This window comes from Acinetobacter sp. YH12236 (assembly GCF_013417645.1).
In the GTDB taxonomy this organism is placed as follows: domain Bacteria; phylum Pseudomonadota; class Gammaproteobacteria; order Pseudomonadales; family Moraxellaceae; genus Acinetobacter.
The window spans coordinates 77,532-94,587 of sequence record NZ_VPDM01000004.1 but is presented as its reverse complement, the minus strand read 5'-3'; the positions used below and the strand labels follow the sequence as shown (position 1 = coordinate 94,587).

The following is a 17,056-nucleotide window of genomic DNA, read 5'->3' as shown; positions in this document are numbered from 1 at the left end:
GGCTGATGATATGGAATTACGACACCTCCGCTACTTCATTACTGTGGCTGAAGAACTCAACTTCAGTAAGGCAGCACTCAAACTTTACACGGCTCAGCCATCACTTAGTCAGCAAATCAAAGATTTGGAAGAAGATGTCGGTGTCAAACTGCTACACCGTACCAAGCGTAAAGTCGAACTGACCGAAGAAGGTGCTGTATTCCTTGAACAGGCCCGCCTGACGCTGGCACAAGCCGATAAGGCGATTGCCATGGCCCGTCAGGTCTCACAGGCCAAGCAGCAGATGCTACGCATCGGTTTCGTCCCTGTCGCAGAGATGAAAATCTTCCCGTATATCCTGCCGAATCTGCGCGTGCAAAACCCTGATTTAAAAATTGAATTGCTCAGTCTGAACAATAATGAGCAAATGCGATTATTGAAGAAAGGCGAACTGGATCTGACCTTTACCCGTCACAATTTCCATAGTGATGAAATTGAAAGCCAGTTTGTGATTCGTGAGCCATTGATCTTCATTTTGCCGAAGGATCATCCTTTAGCGAAATACGACCGTATTCCAGTTAAATTACTGAATGGTATAGATTTTATTATTCCATCTGCAGAACAGTCACTCACCCTGCACAATACGATTATGGAATTTGCCAAGACCAATGGCATTGAGCTTAATATTGTGCAAAAGGCCGATAATATTCTGTTCAATATCAACTCGATTGGAATGGGCTTGGGCTGTGCCATCCTGCCAGGCTATATCGCACCATTGACCATGAACAATACTGTAATCCGCCCGCTGGATGTAGAACTTCCCTTTTTAGATCTTTATGTTAGCTATCGCAAGGATAGTAATTCAGTCGCAGTGAAGAAGTTCCTGGAACTCCTGACTCGCGTATTCTACCTAGACATTAACCGCGACGAACCACATTAATTTTCTATTTTTATAGCAGCACACGTAATTTCCTCTGAGAATACGTGTGCTTTTTTGTTTTTATTTTTTCTGATCAAAATTTCATTTTATATTCATTTTTCCTATGACAGACCACATCTAGCTTGGCTTCCAACATCTCCGACCATGGCTTATTAGGTTTAATTTTTGCTCAAATTAGGCTTCTTTTACAACTTAAGTCTAATAAGAAGTCTAAGGCCCATTTTAATTTTTGAAATTCTGATTAATAGCTAAAAGGCATTAAAAACATTCAAAAAATTCACTGAATGAAATGACACTCATTTGGCAGCAGTAAATCAAATATTTTAGAAAGAAAAAAGGATGACCGAAGCCATCCTTTTTCTAAACTGTTTACGACTTATTTTACACCGTGTACAGCCAGGTAGTTTTTGATCACAGTGTTGAACTCATCTGATTTTTCAACTTGAGACCAGTGACCACATTGACTGAAGATGTGTGCATCAGCATTTGGCACGATGTTCAGGATATCCCAGGTACGAGACACTGGAATCACCACGTCCTGAGTACCGTGAATCAATAGTACTGGTACAGTAATGTCTTTCATTTTTTCGAAGTCTAATGGGAATTCGAAACGGTCACGGTCACGTGCGCCAACCACATCCATTAAACGGTCAGATGCATAGTCATTTTTCGCAGAGTCAAAACGTACTTTTACCAGTTCATCAGTGATCAGGTCTTTGTTCACGACGAACATAGACAGGGTTTTCTTGATGCCTTCTTCAGTCAGAACAGGGTTTGCATGTGCTTTCAATGCAGCAGTCTGTTTTGCACCGCCAGTACCCATAGAGATGATACCAAGCACGCGCTCTGGATAATCCAGTGCCAGCTGGAATGCTAGCCAACCACCTAAAGAGTTACCTACCAACCAGGTTTTCTCAATACCCAGCGCATCCAGTGTACGCACTGCATGGTCTACCCAAGCACGGATACCATAAGCAGTACCAGGGGCCACAACAGTTTGACCATAACCAATCGTGTCAATTGCGATACAACGTGCTTGCTCACCAATTGCAGGCAGGTTCAACCACCAGTTTGCAGCAGCAGATACGCCAGTACCAGAACCATGAAGGAATAGAATTGGTGTACCTTCACCAATTTCGTGGTAGTGAGTCAACTCACCTTCTGCAGTTTCAATCCATTTGTCTTCTAAGCCAAAGAATGGATCTGTTTTATAATCAGGGATTTGAACAGTGCTCATGTTGATTCCTCGTACAGTCTTTAGCTTGCGTGTCCATCTATTCAGAGGTCGACGGCAAGTTGACTCTTTAAAAAATGAATTTTTACAGCTTTATATTAACCGCTTAGCACAGCTCAACTGATACAAAATTACGATTGCATACTATAAAAAATATATAATTTAAGATATTGTTTTATATAATTATTTTAAAAATAATTCCTTATGAATACTCAGGCTTTAAATTTCAAATGATATAAAAAAGAGCGGTATTAGTATACCGCTCTTTTAAATTCTCAATTTTAGAATTTATAGGTATAAGTTGTTGCAATACGATGTTCCTGCAAATCAAAGCCACCTGCAATATTGTCATAGTTGGTATCGATGAACATGTATTGGAGACCTAAGCCTTTTAATTTACCTTCAGGAACAACATAATTAACAATTACATTGTTTTCATCTTCCTTACCACGCTTATTGCCAGCACCATTATCTACGTTCCATCCTTCAAAATGACGTAAAGTTGCAGTTAAACCTTTTGCACCCAGCTCTGAGAAGTCATAGGTATAACCGAGACTCCATGATTTTTCATCTTTACGAATAAAACTTGCTACAGACCAGTTGTCTAAATATGGTTGTGGAACCCATCCGCCCAGAGTCGGGAACATAGTGGCTCTCGTACCATGATCACCAAACATTTGCTGATAGCCCAACTGAACTGTATGAGCACCCTGATTTACTTTTAGGCCTGCAGAAACCGCCTGGCTATCGATATTGCCATAAAGTTTGTCACCAGATTCACTGTTATCAAAGTAACGAACGTGTCCATCGAGCTTAGTCTTTTCACCGACAGTTGTTTTATAATCTGTAGCTACATAATGCTGTTTATAGATATTGGTCACATCGGCATACCAATAGCTACCAGTAAATTTAGGTGTGAATTGATGGTCGATTCCTACGATATACATACCGTCATCAGTGGATAGACCTACAGCTTCAGCTTTAGCAAAATCATTTTGCGGGAACAGCGTTAAATTTTGATATTGATTATCATAACGCGCATTAATACCATCAATATAAGCCAAGGTCAGTTTAGTGTCTTTGATATCTTTAGATTCTAACCATGCGCCACTATAGGTCGTTAGCAATTGACGAGATGGATCAAAGAACACCACTGGTGACATGGGTTGTAAGTCACCTACTTTCAATTCAGTTTGACCAACTTTTGCTTTTAAGGTTACGCCCAACTTGGCATTATCACGTTCAGTCTTCTGATCTTTGTTGCTATATGGCATGTGAATATCATTCACATTATCAGGAGATTTCAAACCTACGGCATATTGTGCTAATACATCGGCACCTACCTGAACCCCACCACCGATATCGTGATAACCAGACTTAGCATCTAGTGTTACCGCTTGCGTCCAGTTACCATAGTTTTTTTGAGATTCATTATCATAATTACGTTCTAAATAAAAATTCTTAAATTTTAATTGAACGTTACTGTCGTCAATAAAATCAGCTTGAGCAGCTGTTGTTCCTAAAGTCGCTGTTGCAGCAATGATTGCTATCCATAAATTATGACGACGCATGGCTTATTCCTAGTAATCAAATTAAGCTATGCCGCTATCATGCTCAACTCTAGTTTTTTTAAAAATCCGACTACAGTATTAAAATTTTTCTATTAATCTCTATAGATAGAATAAGTATGCTGAAATTTGAAAAAGACTTATATTTATAAACAATTAACTAAAATAAAAAATTAACCAGATAATCAATATAAATCCATGTTTTCTATTATATAAACAGCTATTATTTTTTTATTATTTAAAAATAACTTTTTATTTATCGTTTTTATGTTTAAGGAAATGTGCGTGATTATTTTCTTAAAATAAATAGTAATAATTAAAATATCTTATTCTATCGTTTTAATATCTTATTCATTTTATTCAAATAAATAAAAAAGCGCCCTTTCGGACGCTTTTTTTAAAATTTAGCTTTTAACTATTAAGCTTGAAGCTCTTTCGCTTTAGACATAGTCAATGCCAAATCTTCAATCATATCTTCCTGACCACCAACGGTGCCACGACGACCAAGCTCAAGCAGAATTTCACGAGCAGATACGCCATATTTTGTTTCAGCACGTTTAGCGAACAGCAGGAATGAAGAGTAAACACCCGCATAACCTAAAGTTGCAGCATCACGGTCCGCACGGATCTGATGAGTCATCATTGGAATGATCAGATCTTCTGCAACGTCTTGTACTTTAAACAGGTCAACACCAGTTTCCATTTGCATACGATTGGCAACCGCAACAAACAGTTCAAGTGGCGTATTACCTGCACCAGCACCCAGACCGGCAGATGCCAAGTCAACACGTGTTGCACCCGCTTGTACAGCAGAAACAGAGTTAGCTACGCCCATACCTAAGTTGTGGTGACCATGGAAACCGATTTCGATATCTGAACCCAAGTTAGCACGTAAGATACCTACACGGTCAGTCACGTCTTGCGGAAGCATATAACCAGCAGAGTCAGTAACATAGATACAGTTAGCACCGTATGACACCATTTTTTGTGCTTCTTCAAGTAATTTTTCAGGTGTTGCCATGTGAGCCATCATCAGGAAGCCCACAGTGTCCATACCCAGTTTACGAGCAGCAGTAATGTGCTGTTCAGAAACGTCTGCTTCAGTAGAGTGAGTCGCTACACGAATAGTTGCTACACCTACATCATGTGCCATTTTCAGGTGATCAACCGTACCGATACCAGGAAGTAAAAGTGCAGATACTTTCGCTTGTTTCAGGTTTGGAATCACCGCTTTCAGGTATTCTTCATCAGTTGCAGCTGCGAAACCGTAGTTCACAGAGTTACCGCCAAGGCCGTCACCGTGTGTTACTTCAATCAGCGGTACACCTGCATCATCCAGCGCAGTTGCAATCGCAACCATTTGCTCAGGTGTAGTTTGATGGCGCATGGGATGCATACCATCACGTAAAGTCATATCATTAATAATAATCTTAGACATGAAGGTGCTCCTTAAGCTTCAACTGCATTTAAAACACGTTCTGCAAACATCTCTGCGGTACGTGCAGCTGCTGCAGTCATAATGTCGAGGTTACCTGCATATTTCGGCAGGAAGTCACCCAGACCTTCAACTTCAAGGAAGATCGATACGCGGTTGCCATCAAATACTGGACCATTGACCAGTTTGTAACCTGGTACGTATTTTTGAACCTCGAGGATCATCGCATGTACAGATTCAGTGATCGCTGCCTGATCTGGCTCACCTTCAACGAGGCAGTGAACAGTGTCGCGCATCATCAGTGGTGGCTCAGCAGGGTTAATGATGATGATCGCTTTACCTTGTTTCGCACCACCCACTTTCTCAATCGCACCCGCAGTCGTACGCGTGAATTCGTCGATGTTTTTACGGGTACCAGGACCAACTGATTTAGTAGATACAGTCGCAATGATTTCGCCATAGTTCACAGGCTGAATGCGAGAAATCGCTGCAACCATAGGAATCGTTGCCTGACCGCCACAAGTTACCATATTGACGTTTGGCACTTCACCTTGTTCAAGCAATGCTTCAAGGTTGACAGGTGGTACGCAGTAAGGACCAATTGCAGCTGGTGTTAAGTCAATCATTAACACGCCAAGCTCGTTCAGCTTACGGCTGTTTTCAGCATGTACATAAGCAGAAGTTGCATCGAAGGCGATTTTGATGTCATCTTCAACGACATGAGGCAGCAAACCGTCTACGCCTTCAGCAGTGGTTTTTAAACCCATTTTTGCTGCACGTGCTAGACCTTCAGAAGTTGGGTCAATCCCCACCATCCATACTGGTTCTAACCATTCGCTGCGTTGCAGTTTATAAAGCAAATCAGTACCAATATTACCTGGACCGATCAATGCACATTTAATCTTTTTCATGAATGTACTCTCTTGTATTCCCTTATTCAGCAGCAAAAGCAGCTGTTACTGAACCAAAGCCTTCAATTTCAACTTTGAATTCGTCGCCAGGCTGAGCCACGACCATTGGACCTAAAGCACCAGTCAAAATAATGTCGCCTTTTAATAATGGACGGCCACGGCGTACCATTTCATCAGCCAGCCACACAGCAGCATTTAACGGGTTTGCCAGACATGCTTTACCCACGCCTTGAGAAACCACTTCGTCGCCACGTGTCATGACCATCTTGCAGTTCACAAGATCAAGGTTTTCCAGTTTGACCGGCTTAGAGCCCAGAACGAATGCAGCAGAAGATGCGTTATCAGCTACGGTATCAATCAGGCTGATTTTCCAGTTTTCGATGCGGCTATCGACCACTTCTACAGCAGGAAGTGCATAGTCAGTTGCACTAATGATGTCTGCATAAGTGTGTTTTGCTTTAGTCAGATCTTCTTTGATGACCAATGCGATTTCAGCTTCAACTTTCGGTTGAATCAGCAAACCTGCAGGGATTGCTTCACCATCGCCATAGGCCATGTCGGCAAACAACATACCGAAGTCAGGCTGATCTACGCCAAGCTGTGCTTGAACCACTTTCGATGTCAAACCAATTTTACGACCTACCAGACGGCGACCTTCCGCCAGAGCACGCTCGGTATTTACTTCCTGAACGGCATAGGCAATATCTACGTCAGCACTTTCACCACCAAGTTCCGGGCGAATCGGTGCGATCGCAGTTTTTGAGAGTTCAGCAGTACGTAATGCTTGTGCAACTGATTCAACAACAGCAGAATTCGACATCAATGTTTCCTTAAACTGCAAAAATGAGGCTTATGCCGAGAACTAAGACAAGCAAAATGTTCTGACCTGATCATTTCGATCATTCCAATAAACAATTGCGCCTAGTACGGGCATATGAATAAACAGTTTTAGGATGGGAAAAATACGACGTGAATGCCAATAGTTATTTTATTTTTTGCAATAGCTATTATCTATAAATTAAATTTATAAAAATCAATTAAAAACATAATCTTATAATTATGAATTAAGTTATATCCAACTAAATAACTCAACAATCATGACAGAACAAAACCACTGTAATCACAACTTTAGACTAAAAGATAAGATCAGTTGTTCAAATCTACCGCATTGATCCGCATCTTCTATTTCAGAAAATGCCGGATCTTGAAGAATGACTAAGATACTGAATTAAATCGCTTCCTTCCATTGGACTTTAGCCAATAAAAAGTCATGCAAACTGCTGACATCCTTTACAATCGACAGTGGATTAAACTGTGCCAAAGTTTCCGGTGTATGTACGCCATAAGTCACACCTACACTTGGCATGGCAATGTTCATCGCCATTTCCAGATCATAAGAAGTGTCACCGACCATAATCGCTTCATGCGCATTGACACCAGTTTCAGCCAGAATTTCAGCCAGCATTAAAGGATCCGGCTTCGAGCGGGTTTCACTGGCAGCACGAGTGGCATGGAATAGTTCCAGACTATTCGTTTGTTTTAGTACCCGGTCTAAACCTTTACGGCTTTTACCTGTTGCCACCGCTAGCTTAATCCCTTCATCTTTTAAGCTATACAGCATCTCAGCTACGCCCTCAAACCAGGCATCTTCAACAGAATTCGCCACATAGTGTTCTGAATAGGCTTGCAAAATATCCGCATGTAATTCTGGTACAGTTGGGAATAGTCGCTGTGCGACTTCTGGCAAACCCAGCCCGATAATGCCCTTCGCATCTGCATCAGTTAACGGTTGCTGAAATTGCTGCGCGGCAAACTGCAGGCTCGACACGATCTGACCCACTGAATCAAATAAAGTGCCATCCCAATCAAAAATGACCAGTTTTACAGGTGAATTCATATAAGGTTCCTAGTATTTGATTCAGTGTCTTTAAGCCCTCTCCTTCTAGGAGAGGGTTTGGGAGAGGTGAGTTAAATTAATTCCCCACCACAATTAACATCAGTGAGCAGCTGTTTTCGTATAGGTATTATCTACTTTTCAAGGATGAAAAGTAGCAAAAATCCTTTGTTACTCTGATGGCACGTCCCTGTACCACAGAGTAACAGCGACATCCATGTCGCCCTTCATTGATTTAGAAATTGTCTTGAATCATCTCTAATAAAGAGGGAAATTTCTCCCACTCAAGTAAAGCAAGATAAGACTCATTAAAAAGCTAAAAATTACTCGTCATCTTCCGTAGGTATTACCACCTTATCCGCCTTTTGTGCACGAAGCTGAGCTACAAGACTCTGCATATCTTCAGGCAAAGGCGCTTCAATCGTCGGATAGCCTGGAATTTCCAGACGCATCGCATGCAGACATAAACGACGTGGTTTTGGTCCACGATATTCAGTCTCGTGACCATATTTCTCATCACCCACTAACGGATGACCAATGCTGAGACCATGTACACGAATCTGATGGGTACGACCAGACAATGGAGAAGCATACACCAGTGTCGCATGCATAAAACGCTCTGCCACATTCCATTGGGTTTTAGACTCTTTGCCTTCTTTAGAGACACGGACACGGCGCTCACCATTAGAAAGTTCATAACGATGCAAAGGTGCATCAATGAGTTGCTTATCTAGCGTTACCTGCCCTTTCACGACAGCGGCATAAGTTTTTTTAATCTTATGTTCACGTAATAAATCTTGTAGCGTTTTTAAGGTACTGCGCTTTTTCGAGATCATCACCAGACCCGATGTGTCACGGTCAATACGGTGAATCAATTCCAGGTATTTTTTACCTGTTGCAGCACGTAGGCCTTCAATCAGGCCATACGCCACACCGCTACCGCCATGCACAGCAATACCCGATGGTTTATTGACAACCATCAAGCCTTCATCTTCATATACCACACGTGACAGAAGACCTTGAGCCACCTTGTCCGAAATCGGCGCTTCTGATTCATCTTTTTGTTCATAACGAATAGGTGCCACACGAATCTGGTCGCCAATCGCCAGTTTGGTTTCGGCCTTAATGCGTTTTTTATTGACGCGAACCTGTCCTTCACGAATCAGACGATAAATCCGACTTTTAGGCACCCCTTTCAGACGACTGAACAAGAAATTATCGATTCGCTGTCCATCTTGATGTTCATCCACTTCAAACCAAGTGACGCTTTGCCATTGTTGTGTAGAATTCATACAGTTACTATGACCCAAAAATTACTAAAATTGATTAAAAACTGATCACTTAGGTTATGCTTTACACAAGAAACATAAGCTTAGCCCATAGGCAGATGATGCAAGGTTTGATATAGTCAGCGCACGGAAACCATCGTTTGTGAGTAAAAGTTGAAGCATTTCAGATTTCTCTGAACTTGATTATTCAATTAAAGACTCACATGATACGGGAAGGTCCCAAAAGAATTATGCCGACGCCGAAGGCTTATTATATCGGCAAACAAAGCAAACTGTTGCGTTTAATTGTACCTCAGGTACATAAATCAGTTTGTCTGAAAAAATATGTCGCCAACCTAGTTGGTTTTTAAACGTAAACTGATACACATCAGATTAGTCGCACCCTGAAGACGACTTCAGGCTACAGCGTTTGATGCATTGGATCTGCACAGTTTGTAAAGATACGACGACAATTCCGTATCAAGACACTTTCTATAAAGAAGGGATGATCTTCGAGCAATGTGACAGTGAAAGTTACTCACATCTAATGCACCGCTTGTCCGCCAGTGAAACGTTCAGGTGACTTTAATCGTTTAAAGATTGAAGCCGTATTGCCATCATCAATACGTGAATCAAAATACCGAAGCTGATCTATATTCAAGTAGACGCCGGGAATAAAAGACTCAGACCACAATGCCAAGCATTGGAGATCTGGGCCATTGATCCGTGATGTGTGATGTTCGCTACGTGAATAGCGATTTTTTGCTGTGTATCACTATAAGGTGTTACACCCATGAAACGTATGTTGATTAATGCAACACATGCCGAAGAAATTCGCGTTGCACTTGTCACTGGTCAGCGTCTTTACGATTTCGATTTAGAGAATCGTACCCGTGAACAAAAAAAATCTAATATCTATAAAGGTCACGTGACTCGCGTTGAACCTTCTTTAGAAGCTGTATTCGTTGAATACGGCGCAGGTCGCCAAGGCTTCCTGTCTATGCGTGAAATCGCAAACTCTTATTACAAAGCCGATCCTCGCCAAACTTCAAATATCCGTGAACTGATTACTGAAGGTACTGAACTTCTGGTTCAGGTGGAAAAAGAAGAGCGCGGCAATAAAGGCGCTGCTCTCTCAACTTTCATCTCTTTAGCTGGTCGTTATCTGGTTCTGATGCCAAACAACCCGAAAGGTGGCGGTATCAGCCGTCAGATTTCTGGTTCAGTACGTGAAGAACTGAAAGAAATGCTGGCCTCTTTAAATGTGCCACGTGGTATGAGCGTCATTGTTCGTACAGCAGGCATTGGCCGTTCTCAAGAAGAATTACAGCTTGATCTGCAACATTTGCTAGACCTTTGGGCACAAATTCAAAGCACTGCAAATTCAGGTCCATCACCTATGCTGGTCCATCAGGAAGCAGGTGTGGTAACTCGTGCCATCCGTGATTACCTGCGTGATGATGTAGCAGAAATCCTGATTGACTCTGAGCAAGCCTATAACGAAGCTTATAACTTCGTTAAAGCAGTAATGCCGCTTCAGTTAGACAAACTGAAAACTTATACATTGAATGAGCCTTTGTTTGCGCATTTCGGTATCGAAAGCCAAATTCAAACTGCTTATGAACGTGAAGTAAAACTGCCTTCAGGCGGTTCGATCGTGATCGATCAAACTGAAGCTTTAGTTTCAATCGACATTAACTCGGCAAAATCAACTCGCGGTCAGGACGTTGAAGATACAGCGTTAAATACCAACCTTGAAGCCGCTGAAGAAATTGCTCGCCAATTACGTTTACGTGATATCGGTGGCTTAGTTGTCATCGACTTCATCGACATGACCAAAGACCGCAACCAGCGTATGGTAGAAGCGAAACTGCGTGAAGCAACTCAAAGCGACCGCGCACGTATCCAGTTCGGCCAACTGTCTCGTTTCGGCCTGATGGAAATGAGCCGTCAACGTCTGCGTCCATCGCTTGAAGAAGCAACTGGTTATGTCTGCCCACGCTGTCATGGTACCGGTATGGTACGTGACCTGCGTTCTCTATCACTTTCAATTATGCGTAAAGTGGAAGAAATCGCACTACGTGAACGTCATGGTGAAGTTCAGGTTGAAGTACCAGTAGAAATTGCGGCGTTCATGCTCAATGAAAAACGTCACAGCCTGGTATATCTGGAACAAACTTCAAATACACGTGTGACTGTACTTCCACATCCACACTTGGAAACACCTCACTACGAAATTTCGTATAATCCTGAAGGTTTCGCACCGACAAGTTACGAGCGTACTGAAGCAACCCGTTCAAGCGAAAAAGAACTGGGCTATGAGTCTTCTGAGTGGCATTTAGAAGAAGAACATACGCATACCGCTGCACCAGCACCTGCTCAGCAGCAAAACAACGGCAAAAACAATAAACGCCGCAATAACCAGAATCAGCAAAACGTACAGCAAGCACCTGCTGCACAACAGGCACCTGCTCAAGTTGCCGCACCTGCTGCCAGCCCATGTGCATGGTTAGAAAACCTGTTTGTACAAAAACAGGCAACTACTGTTGATCAATCTCGCACAGCGAACAATGCTGCTGCTGCTATTGAACAGATGGTGAATGGCGGTGCAGTGAGCCGTGGCCAGTTCGGCCAGGTTGCTCCTGTAACACCAGCAGTATCCGCACAGCCAACAGCTGTTGCAGCACCAGCAACTACCGGCAATGCCTATCTGGCGCCATCGACTGTAGTCCATAAACCAGAGCGTGATCAGTCTGAAAAAGCTGAACGTGAAGAGAAATCACAGCGTCATAACAAAAAAGCACGTAGCAACAAGCACAAAGAGCCACGTGAACAGGCGCAGTCTGATAATGCATCACAACATCAGGTGCATGAAGAAGTGGTTCAGGTTTCTCGTCAGGAACAACGTCAGGAAGCGCGTGAAAACAAACGCAACTCTCGCCGTCAGCACCACAATGAGTCTGCACAGCAAAGCGATACTCACGGCAATGAGCAACAGCAAAACGTGCCACGTCGTGACCGTCGCAACCAGCAACGTCCAGAACGTCCAAATCGCCACCGCGATCCAAGTGTTCTGAATGAACAAGCTGCACCTCAAGCACCTGCTGCCGTTGAAGCGCCAGCAGTCAATGAAAAGCAAGTTCGTGTGGAACTGGTCGATGCTCCTCGTAAAGAGGTGATGCCAACAGCAATGGTGGTAAATATTGACGAGGCGAAAAGCGAAATTGTGGCATTGAATGACACTGCTCCAGTCGCAAAACCTGCTGTTGAAGTGACTGCCCCTGCCGATGCTCCTGTAGAAGCACCAGCTGCGGAAGAGTTCCTGGCTGAAGTGACTGCATCTGCTCCTGCAGAGAAAACGCCTGAAGCTCAGTCATCATCAAAACAGCGTGCCAGCAATGACCCACGTCAACGTCGTCGCGACCGTCGTGCTGCACAAGGCCAACAGGCGAAAACTCAGCAATTGACACCATCACAGGTGCCAACACTTGGCCAATACACTATTGGTAGCCTGATTCGCCATGTTTATGGTGAAGACTGTTCAGTCCTGATTGAACAGTTCGGTCTGTTACCAACATTTAACCGCGCATTGCAAAAGTTCACGCAGGAATATAATGCGACTTTAGCAACGGTTTCGACCGCGGCCACAGAGAAAAAACCTGTAACTCGTGATGTAGAAGTCAGCAAAGCGCAACCTGAAGCAGAACCTGCACCTGTGCTGGATTTAACTCCGCCTGCACCGGTTTCAGAGAAACGTGTGGCGAATGATCCACGTGAGCGTCGCCGTCTTGCTAAACTGGCTGCCGAGCAAGCATTACAGCAGGCTAAACAGCAAGCACAAGCTGAAGCAGAATCTACTGCGGCTGAACCTGCTGCAGAAGCAACGGCTCCAGCGGAAGAAGCGAAAGCTGAAAGTGCTGAAGCTGCACCTGCTGAAGCTCCGGTAGCTGCAGTAGAAAGTGCTGATACAACTGAAGCGACTCAAACTCCTGAGCCAGCTGCGGAAGCATCTGTAGAAACTGCGAAAGCTGAACAGGCTCCCGCTGAAGAAGTCACTGAAACAACTACAGTTGAAGTAACTCCAGCAGAAAACGAAGCTACGCCTACCGAAACTCCGGAAGCCGATAAAGCTGAAGAAACTGTAGCAAAAGCTGAAAAACCGGCTACCCGCCCACGTCGCCCACGTGGCCGTCCACCGAAAAAAACCAATACTGCAACTGAGTCATAATTCGCCCAATTGCAGTTAACTAAAAAAACCTAGTCATTTCGGTGGCTAGGTTTTTTTTGCTAGATTTTGTCAGAATAGGTTGATTACTCTAGTTTCAACACGCTAAAAGATGGCTATCATCCGTTTATTGCATATAAATTAAACGCATTGGATACGAAAAATAATAGGACGCCCATGACCCAGACGAACCAACCCGATCTTATTGGCATTGCAGATGTCGCAGCCAAAATCCCTGCCTTCATCAGTAAGGTCCCTAATCTGCTGAACGGACTGCGACAGGCTTATTTACGTACTCCCAATACGCCCGCAGGCCTGGGTTTGGCTTTTGAAAAAGCAACGCAGCGTAATCCTGAAGGTATTGCATTACGTTTTGAGGATCAGTCCTATACCTATGCCCACCTAAATGGCTGGGCGAACCAGATCGCACATTTCTACCTCTCTCTCGGTGCACAGAAAGGTGATGTGGTGGCCGTGATGGTCGAGAACCGTCCGGAGTTTATTGCCAGTGTGATTGGTCTAGCCAAGCTGGGCATCACAATTGCGCTGGTGAATACTTCTCAGGTCGGCAAAGTCCTGACACATAGTATTAACCTGGTGAAACCGATTGCAGTCATTGTCGGTGAAGAGTGCCGTGCTGCCGTTGATGAAATCCGCAATAATCTCAATATTGCCGCTGACCGTTTTCACTGGTTTGCCGATCAGAATACGCAAGAAAATCCCGGACAGGCACCTGAAGGTTTTATCAACCTGGCAGAGCAGATTGACCAGTTCCCGAAATTCAATACACCGACTACGCATTCGGTACAGGGTAAAGACGGCCTGTTCTATATCTATACTTCAGGCACCACTGGCTTACCTAAAGCGGTGGTCTTTACCAATAGCCGCTGGACACTCGCCTATGGCACCTATGGCCATGTCCTGAACCTGAATAAAGATGATGTGATGTACTGCACCCTGCCGCTTTATCATGCGACAGGTATTGTGGTGTGCTGGTGTGGGGTGATTGCCGGAAGCAGTACTTTTGCCATCCGCCGTAAATTCTCCACCTCTTCCTTCTGGAAAGATGTCAAAAAGTTTGATGCTTCTGCGATTGGTTATGTCGGTGAACTTTGCCGCTACCTGATGGATGCCCCACCGTCTGAACTGGAAAAAGGCCATCGCGTTACCAAGATGATTGGTAATGGCATGCGCCCGAATATCTGGGATAAATTCAAATCCCGTTTTGGCATCAAGGAAGTACTGGAACTGTATGCCTCAAGTGAAGGTAATGTCGGTTTCAGCAATGTCTTTAACTTTGACAATACTGTCGGTTTCTCACCAACACCTTATGCCATTATCGAATTTGATAAAGATAAAAATGAGCCTGTGCGTGATGCCAAAGGTCGCTGCAAACGGGTAAAAAAAGGTGAAACCGGTTTATTGATCGGTAAAATTACCCGCCGCTCCCCTTTCGATGGCTATACCGATCCGGAAAAGAACAAGACAGTCATCATGCATGACGTGTTCAGTAAAGGTGATTCCTACTTCAATACCGGCGATCTGGTGCGTAATATCGGTTTCCGTCATGCCCAGTTTGTCGACCGTCTCGGTGACACCTTCCGCTGGAAAGGTGAAAATGTTTCAACGACTGAAGTCGAAAACATGCTGACCGAGTATGACAAAATTATCGAAGCTGTAGTTTATGGTGTAGAAATTCCAAATACCAATGGCCGTGCCGGTATGGCTGCAATTACCCTGCAACCGGGAAGCACCCTGGATGAGCAAGACCTGAAAAATATGGTCAGCACCTTTAAACGCTGTCTGCCTGCATATGCAGTTCCAGTTTTTCTGCGCATTCAAGAACAGGTAGAAACGACCGGTACCTTCAAGTATCAGAAAAACAAACTGAAAGAACAGGCTTTTGACCCAAACAAAACCGATGAACGCTTGCTGGTTTTATTGCCAGGGAGCGATGCGTATTGTGAGCTGACTCAAGAAATTTTTGAGAACATTCAAGCCTATCAATATCGTTTCTAAGTGCTGAAGTTGCCTATTTTTTGTTTAGATAAAGCAGAATTGTTGTATTTATAATCAAACATAGGCAACTTTGTTATTTTTTACTTGCGCTGCAATGAGATCTTGCTACAATACGCTCCATCAAACAAAGTGGTGCTTTCAGAACTCTTTAGTTTCTTTTGCACTGCACAATTAAGCCTTGCTTGATTGTTGGTTCAGGGCCGTTAGCTCAGTTGGTAGAGCAGTGGACTTTTAATCCATTGGTCCCGCGTTCGAGTCGCGGACGGCCCACCATTAAATTTGATATCCCCTGATGGGCCGTTAGCTCAGTTGGTAGAGCAGTGGACTTTTAATCCATTGGTCCCGCGTTCGAGTCGCGGACGGCCCACCATCATTTCTAAAATCTCTTTTTAGAAACTTCAATCAAAGCTACTTTGATTACCCGAATGGGCCGTTAGCTCAGTTGGTAGAGCAGTGGACTTTTAATCCATTGGTCCCGCGTTCGAGTCGCGGACGGCCCACCATTCTCCCCTCTATATTTATTTCTTCTTTCAATATTCTTATAATATTTCCTATATTATTCAGTTCATTCTTTTTATTTAAGCGCAATTCATCCTGACAATTTTAGAATCGCCATTTCCATTTACTCTGTTTTAAATTCTTTAGAAACTCTATTGCTTTTATTCAGTGATCTTAAATTCAGAATCTTTGACCAGCTCATACGCTTTAGAAGGTGCAGGATAACCCTGATCAAATAACTGCTGGTTTGCCCGTTCTTTTTCGTCATAAATTTTTTCCAGATTCATGACCAGATGGGTTGGGCTTTTAATTGTATAATAGAATTTTGCCCCCTCTTTACGGTCCACGATCAGTTCAGTTTGTTCCGGATTAATCGTCCAGCGGTCCTTACGATAGGTCACATTGCTTTCGGTCTGAACTCGTCTGGAATTATTCACAAAGACTTTGCCATAATGCACGATACTGCGATGCACTGTACCATCTGGCAATAAAGTCAAAATAAACACCGACTTCCCTTCCGTACAAGGTGCAAACCGTCCGTCACAATCAATCTGGGTAAGATAACGCCCGACATAGCTTTTGGCATAATCCGGTACAGGTTTAGGATCGACATTTGGTTCTACAGGCAATGCATTATAGGTTGCAGTCTGGGTGAGCGATTTAGCATTACGGGTGTCATAACTTTCATTGGCGGCGGAGATGACTACGCCATCTTGTGCCAAAGTTTTCGTAGTATCAGGTAAGGGTTTGCTTTGATGGTCATCACAGGCAATCAGTCCTGCAACACTTCCCAGCACAAATCCAAGCCGGCATAAACCACTTAAATGATGCGATACATTCGATTTCATTTTAAAAATATACCTGAAGGGGTGCACATCGATATAGGCAGACGACTCACTGAAAACTTATAAGTTTTAATAATGAATTCAATGGAATTTTTATGATCTTAGTGATTTTTTAAGGATTATTTAATCTCCCGTAACATTACTTAACGAATTTATTTTCAATATATACTTTAAAAATTCAGATAAAACTCCATTCTTATAAATACGAGTCATTTTTTAGACTCAACCTTATTTTTTTCT

Annotated in this window: 11 protein-coding genes and 3 tRNA genes; 6 read left to right on the top strand and 8 right to left on the bottom strand. The window is 43.3% G+C overall.

Going from position 1 to position 17,056, the window contains the following annotated elements:
* Nucleotides 1-10 precede the first annotated feature (10 nt).
* Nucleotides 11-919 carry a DNA-binding transcriptional regulator HcaR gene (gene hcaR / locus FTV14_RS03435; protein ID WP_159123907.1) on the top strand — a complete coding sequence of 303 codons (909 nt, stop codon included), beginning with the start codon at nucleotides 11-13 and terminating at the stop codon, nucleotides 917-919.
* A gap of 376 nt (nucleotides 920-1,295) precedes the next feature.
* Here hcaR and FTV14_RS03430 read toward each other — a convergent pair whose 3' ends face one another.
* The 7 genes from FTV14_RS03430 to FTV14_RS03400 form a co-directional block, all read right to left on the bottom strand.
* Nucleotides 1,296-2,156: an alpha/beta fold hydrolase gene (locus tag FTV14_RS03430; RefSeq protein WP_180053341.1), complete on the bottom strand. Its 861-nt coding sequence runs from the start codon at nucleotides 2,154-2,156 to the stop codon at nucleotides 1,296-1,298.
* Nucleotides 2,157-2,434: 278 nt separating this feature from the next.
* The gene (locus tag FTV14_RS03425; protein ID WP_180053340.1) at nucleotides 2,435-3,724 is read right to left on the bottom strand and encodes an OprD family outer membrane porin; all 1,290 of its coding nucleotides are present in this window, start codon (nucleotides 3,722-3,724) and stop codon (nucleotides 2,435-2,437) included.
* Between the two features lie 415 nt (nucleotides 3,725-4,139).
* Nucleotides 4,140-5,159, bottom strand: a complete 1,020-nt coding sequence (dmpG, locus tag FTV14_RS03420; protein ID WP_180053339.1) for a 4-hydroxy-2-oxovalerate aldolase — start codon at nucleotides 5,157-5,159, stop codon at nucleotides 4,140-4,142.
* A gap of 11 nt (nucleotides 5,160-5,170) precedes the next feature.
* Nucleotides 5,171-6,067 carry an acetaldehyde dehydrogenase (acetylating) gene (locus FTV14_RS03415; RefSeq protein ID WP_180053338.1) on the bottom strand — a complete coding sequence of 299 codons (897 nt, stop codon included), beginning with the start codon at nucleotides 6,065-6,067 and terminating at the stop codon, nucleotides 5,171-5,173.
* Between the two features lie 22 nt (nucleotides 6,068-6,089).
* The gene (locus FTV14_RS03410) at nucleotides 6,090-6,887 is read right to left on the bottom strand and encodes a 2-keto-4-pentenoate hydratase (RefSeq protein WP_004781809.1); all 798 of its coding nucleotides are present in this window, start codon (nucleotides 6,885-6,887) and stop codon (nucleotides 6,090-6,092) included.
* Nucleotides 6,888-7,295: 408 nt separating this feature from the next.
* A complete protein-coding gene (locus tag FTV14_RS03405) occupies nucleotides 7,296-7,964 on the bottom strand; it encodes an HAD-IA family hydrolase (RefSeq protein WP_180053337.1) in 669 nt (222 codons plus the stop codon).
* A 320-nt stretch (nucleotides 7,965-8,284) separates the two neighbouring features.
* A complete protein-coding gene (locus tag FTV14_RS03400; protein ID WP_004781807.1) occupies nucleotides 8,285-9,253 on the bottom strand; it encodes an RluA family pseudouridine synthase in 969 nt (322 codons plus the stop codon).
* A gap of 769 nt (nucleotides 9,254-10,022) precedes the next feature.
* On the opposite strand from FTV14_RS03400, the gene FTV14_RS03395 reads away from it, so the two are divergent.
* From FTV14_RS03395 to FTV14_RS03375, 5 genes are all read left to right on the top strand, one after another.
* A complete protein-coding gene (locus tag FTV14_RS03395) occupies nucleotides 10,023-13,457 on the top strand; it encodes an Rne/Rng family ribonuclease (protein ID WP_180053336.1) in 3,435 nt (1,144 codons plus the stop codon).
* A gap of 174 nt (nucleotides 13,458-13,631) precedes the next feature.
* Nucleotides 13,632-15,473: a long-chain-acyl-CoA synthetase gene (locus FTV14_RS03390; RefSeq protein WP_180053335.1), complete on the top strand. Its 1,842-nt coding sequence runs from the start codon at nucleotides 13,632-13,634 to the stop codon at nucleotides 15,471-15,473.
* A 197-nt stretch (nucleotides 15,474-15,670) separates the two neighbouring features.
* Nucleotides 15,671-15,746: transfer RNA gene (locus FTV14_RS03385), tRNA-Lys, on the top strand.
* 21 nt (nucleotides 15,747-15,767) lie between these two features.
* A tRNA-Lys gene (locus FTV14_RS03380) sits at nucleotides 15,768-15,843 on the top strand.
* A 57-nt stretch (nucleotides 15,844-15,900) separates the two neighbouring features.
* Nucleotides 15,901-15,976 (top strand) — tRNA-Lys (locus FTV14_RS03375).
* Nucleotides 15,977-16,132: 156 nt separating this feature from the next.
* Here the strand turns inward: FTV14_RS03375 and FTV14_RS03370 are convergent.
* On the bottom strand, nucleotides 16,133-16,819 hold the full coding sequence (locus FTV14_RS03370) for a hypothetical protein (RefSeq protein WP_180053049.1): 687 nt from the start codon (nucleotides 16,817-16,819) through the stop codon (nucleotides 16,133-16,135).
* Nucleotides 16,820-17,056: the final 237 nt, after the last annotated feature.

Excerpts from the sequence above, each read along its gene's own strand:
- hcaR (WP_159123907.1), top strand. The coding sequence starts at position 11 with ATGGAATTACGACACCTCCGCTACTTCATTACTGTGGCTGAAGAACTC.
- FTV14_RS03430 (WP_180053341.1), bottom strand. The coding sequence starts at position 2,156 with ATGAGCACTGTTCAAATCCCTGATTATAAAACAGATCCATTCTTTGGC.
- FTV14_RS03425 (WP_180053340.1), bottom strand. The coding sequence starts at position 3,724 with ATGCGTCGTCATAATTTATGGATAGCAATCATTGCTGCAACAGCGACT.
- dmpG (WP_180053339.1), bottom strand. The coding sequence starts at position 5,159 with ATGTCTAAGATTATTATTAATGATATGACTTTACGTGATGGTATGCAT.
- FTV14_RS03415 (WP_180053338.1), bottom strand. The coding sequence starts at position 6,067 with ATGAAAAAGATTAAATGTGCATTGATCGGTCCAGGTAATATTGGTACT.
- FTV14_RS03410 (WP_004781809.1), bottom strand. The coding sequence starts at position 6,887 with ATGTCGAATTCTGCTGTTGTTGAATCAGTTGCACAAGCATTACGTACT.
- FTV14_RS03405 (WP_180053337.1), bottom strand. The coding sequence starts at position 7,964 with ATGAATTCACCTGTAAAACTGGTCATTTTTGATTGGGATGGCACTTTA.
- FTV14_RS03400 (WP_004781807.1), bottom strand. The coding sequence starts at position 9,253 with ATGAATTCTACACAACAATGGCAAAGCGTCACTTGGTTTGAAGTGGAT.
- FTV14_RS03395 (WP_180053336.1), top strand. The coding sequence starts at position 10,023 with ATGAAACGTATGTTGATTAATGCAACACATGCCGAAGAAATTCGCGTT.
- FTV14_RS03390 (WP_180053335.1), top strand. The coding sequence starts at position 13,632 with ATGACCCAGACGAACCAACCCGATCTTATTGGCATTGCAGATGTCGCA.
- FTV14_RS03370 (WP_180053049.1), bottom strand. The coding sequence starts at position 16,819 with ATGAAATCGAATGTATCGCATCATTTAAGTGGTTTATGCCGGCTTGGA.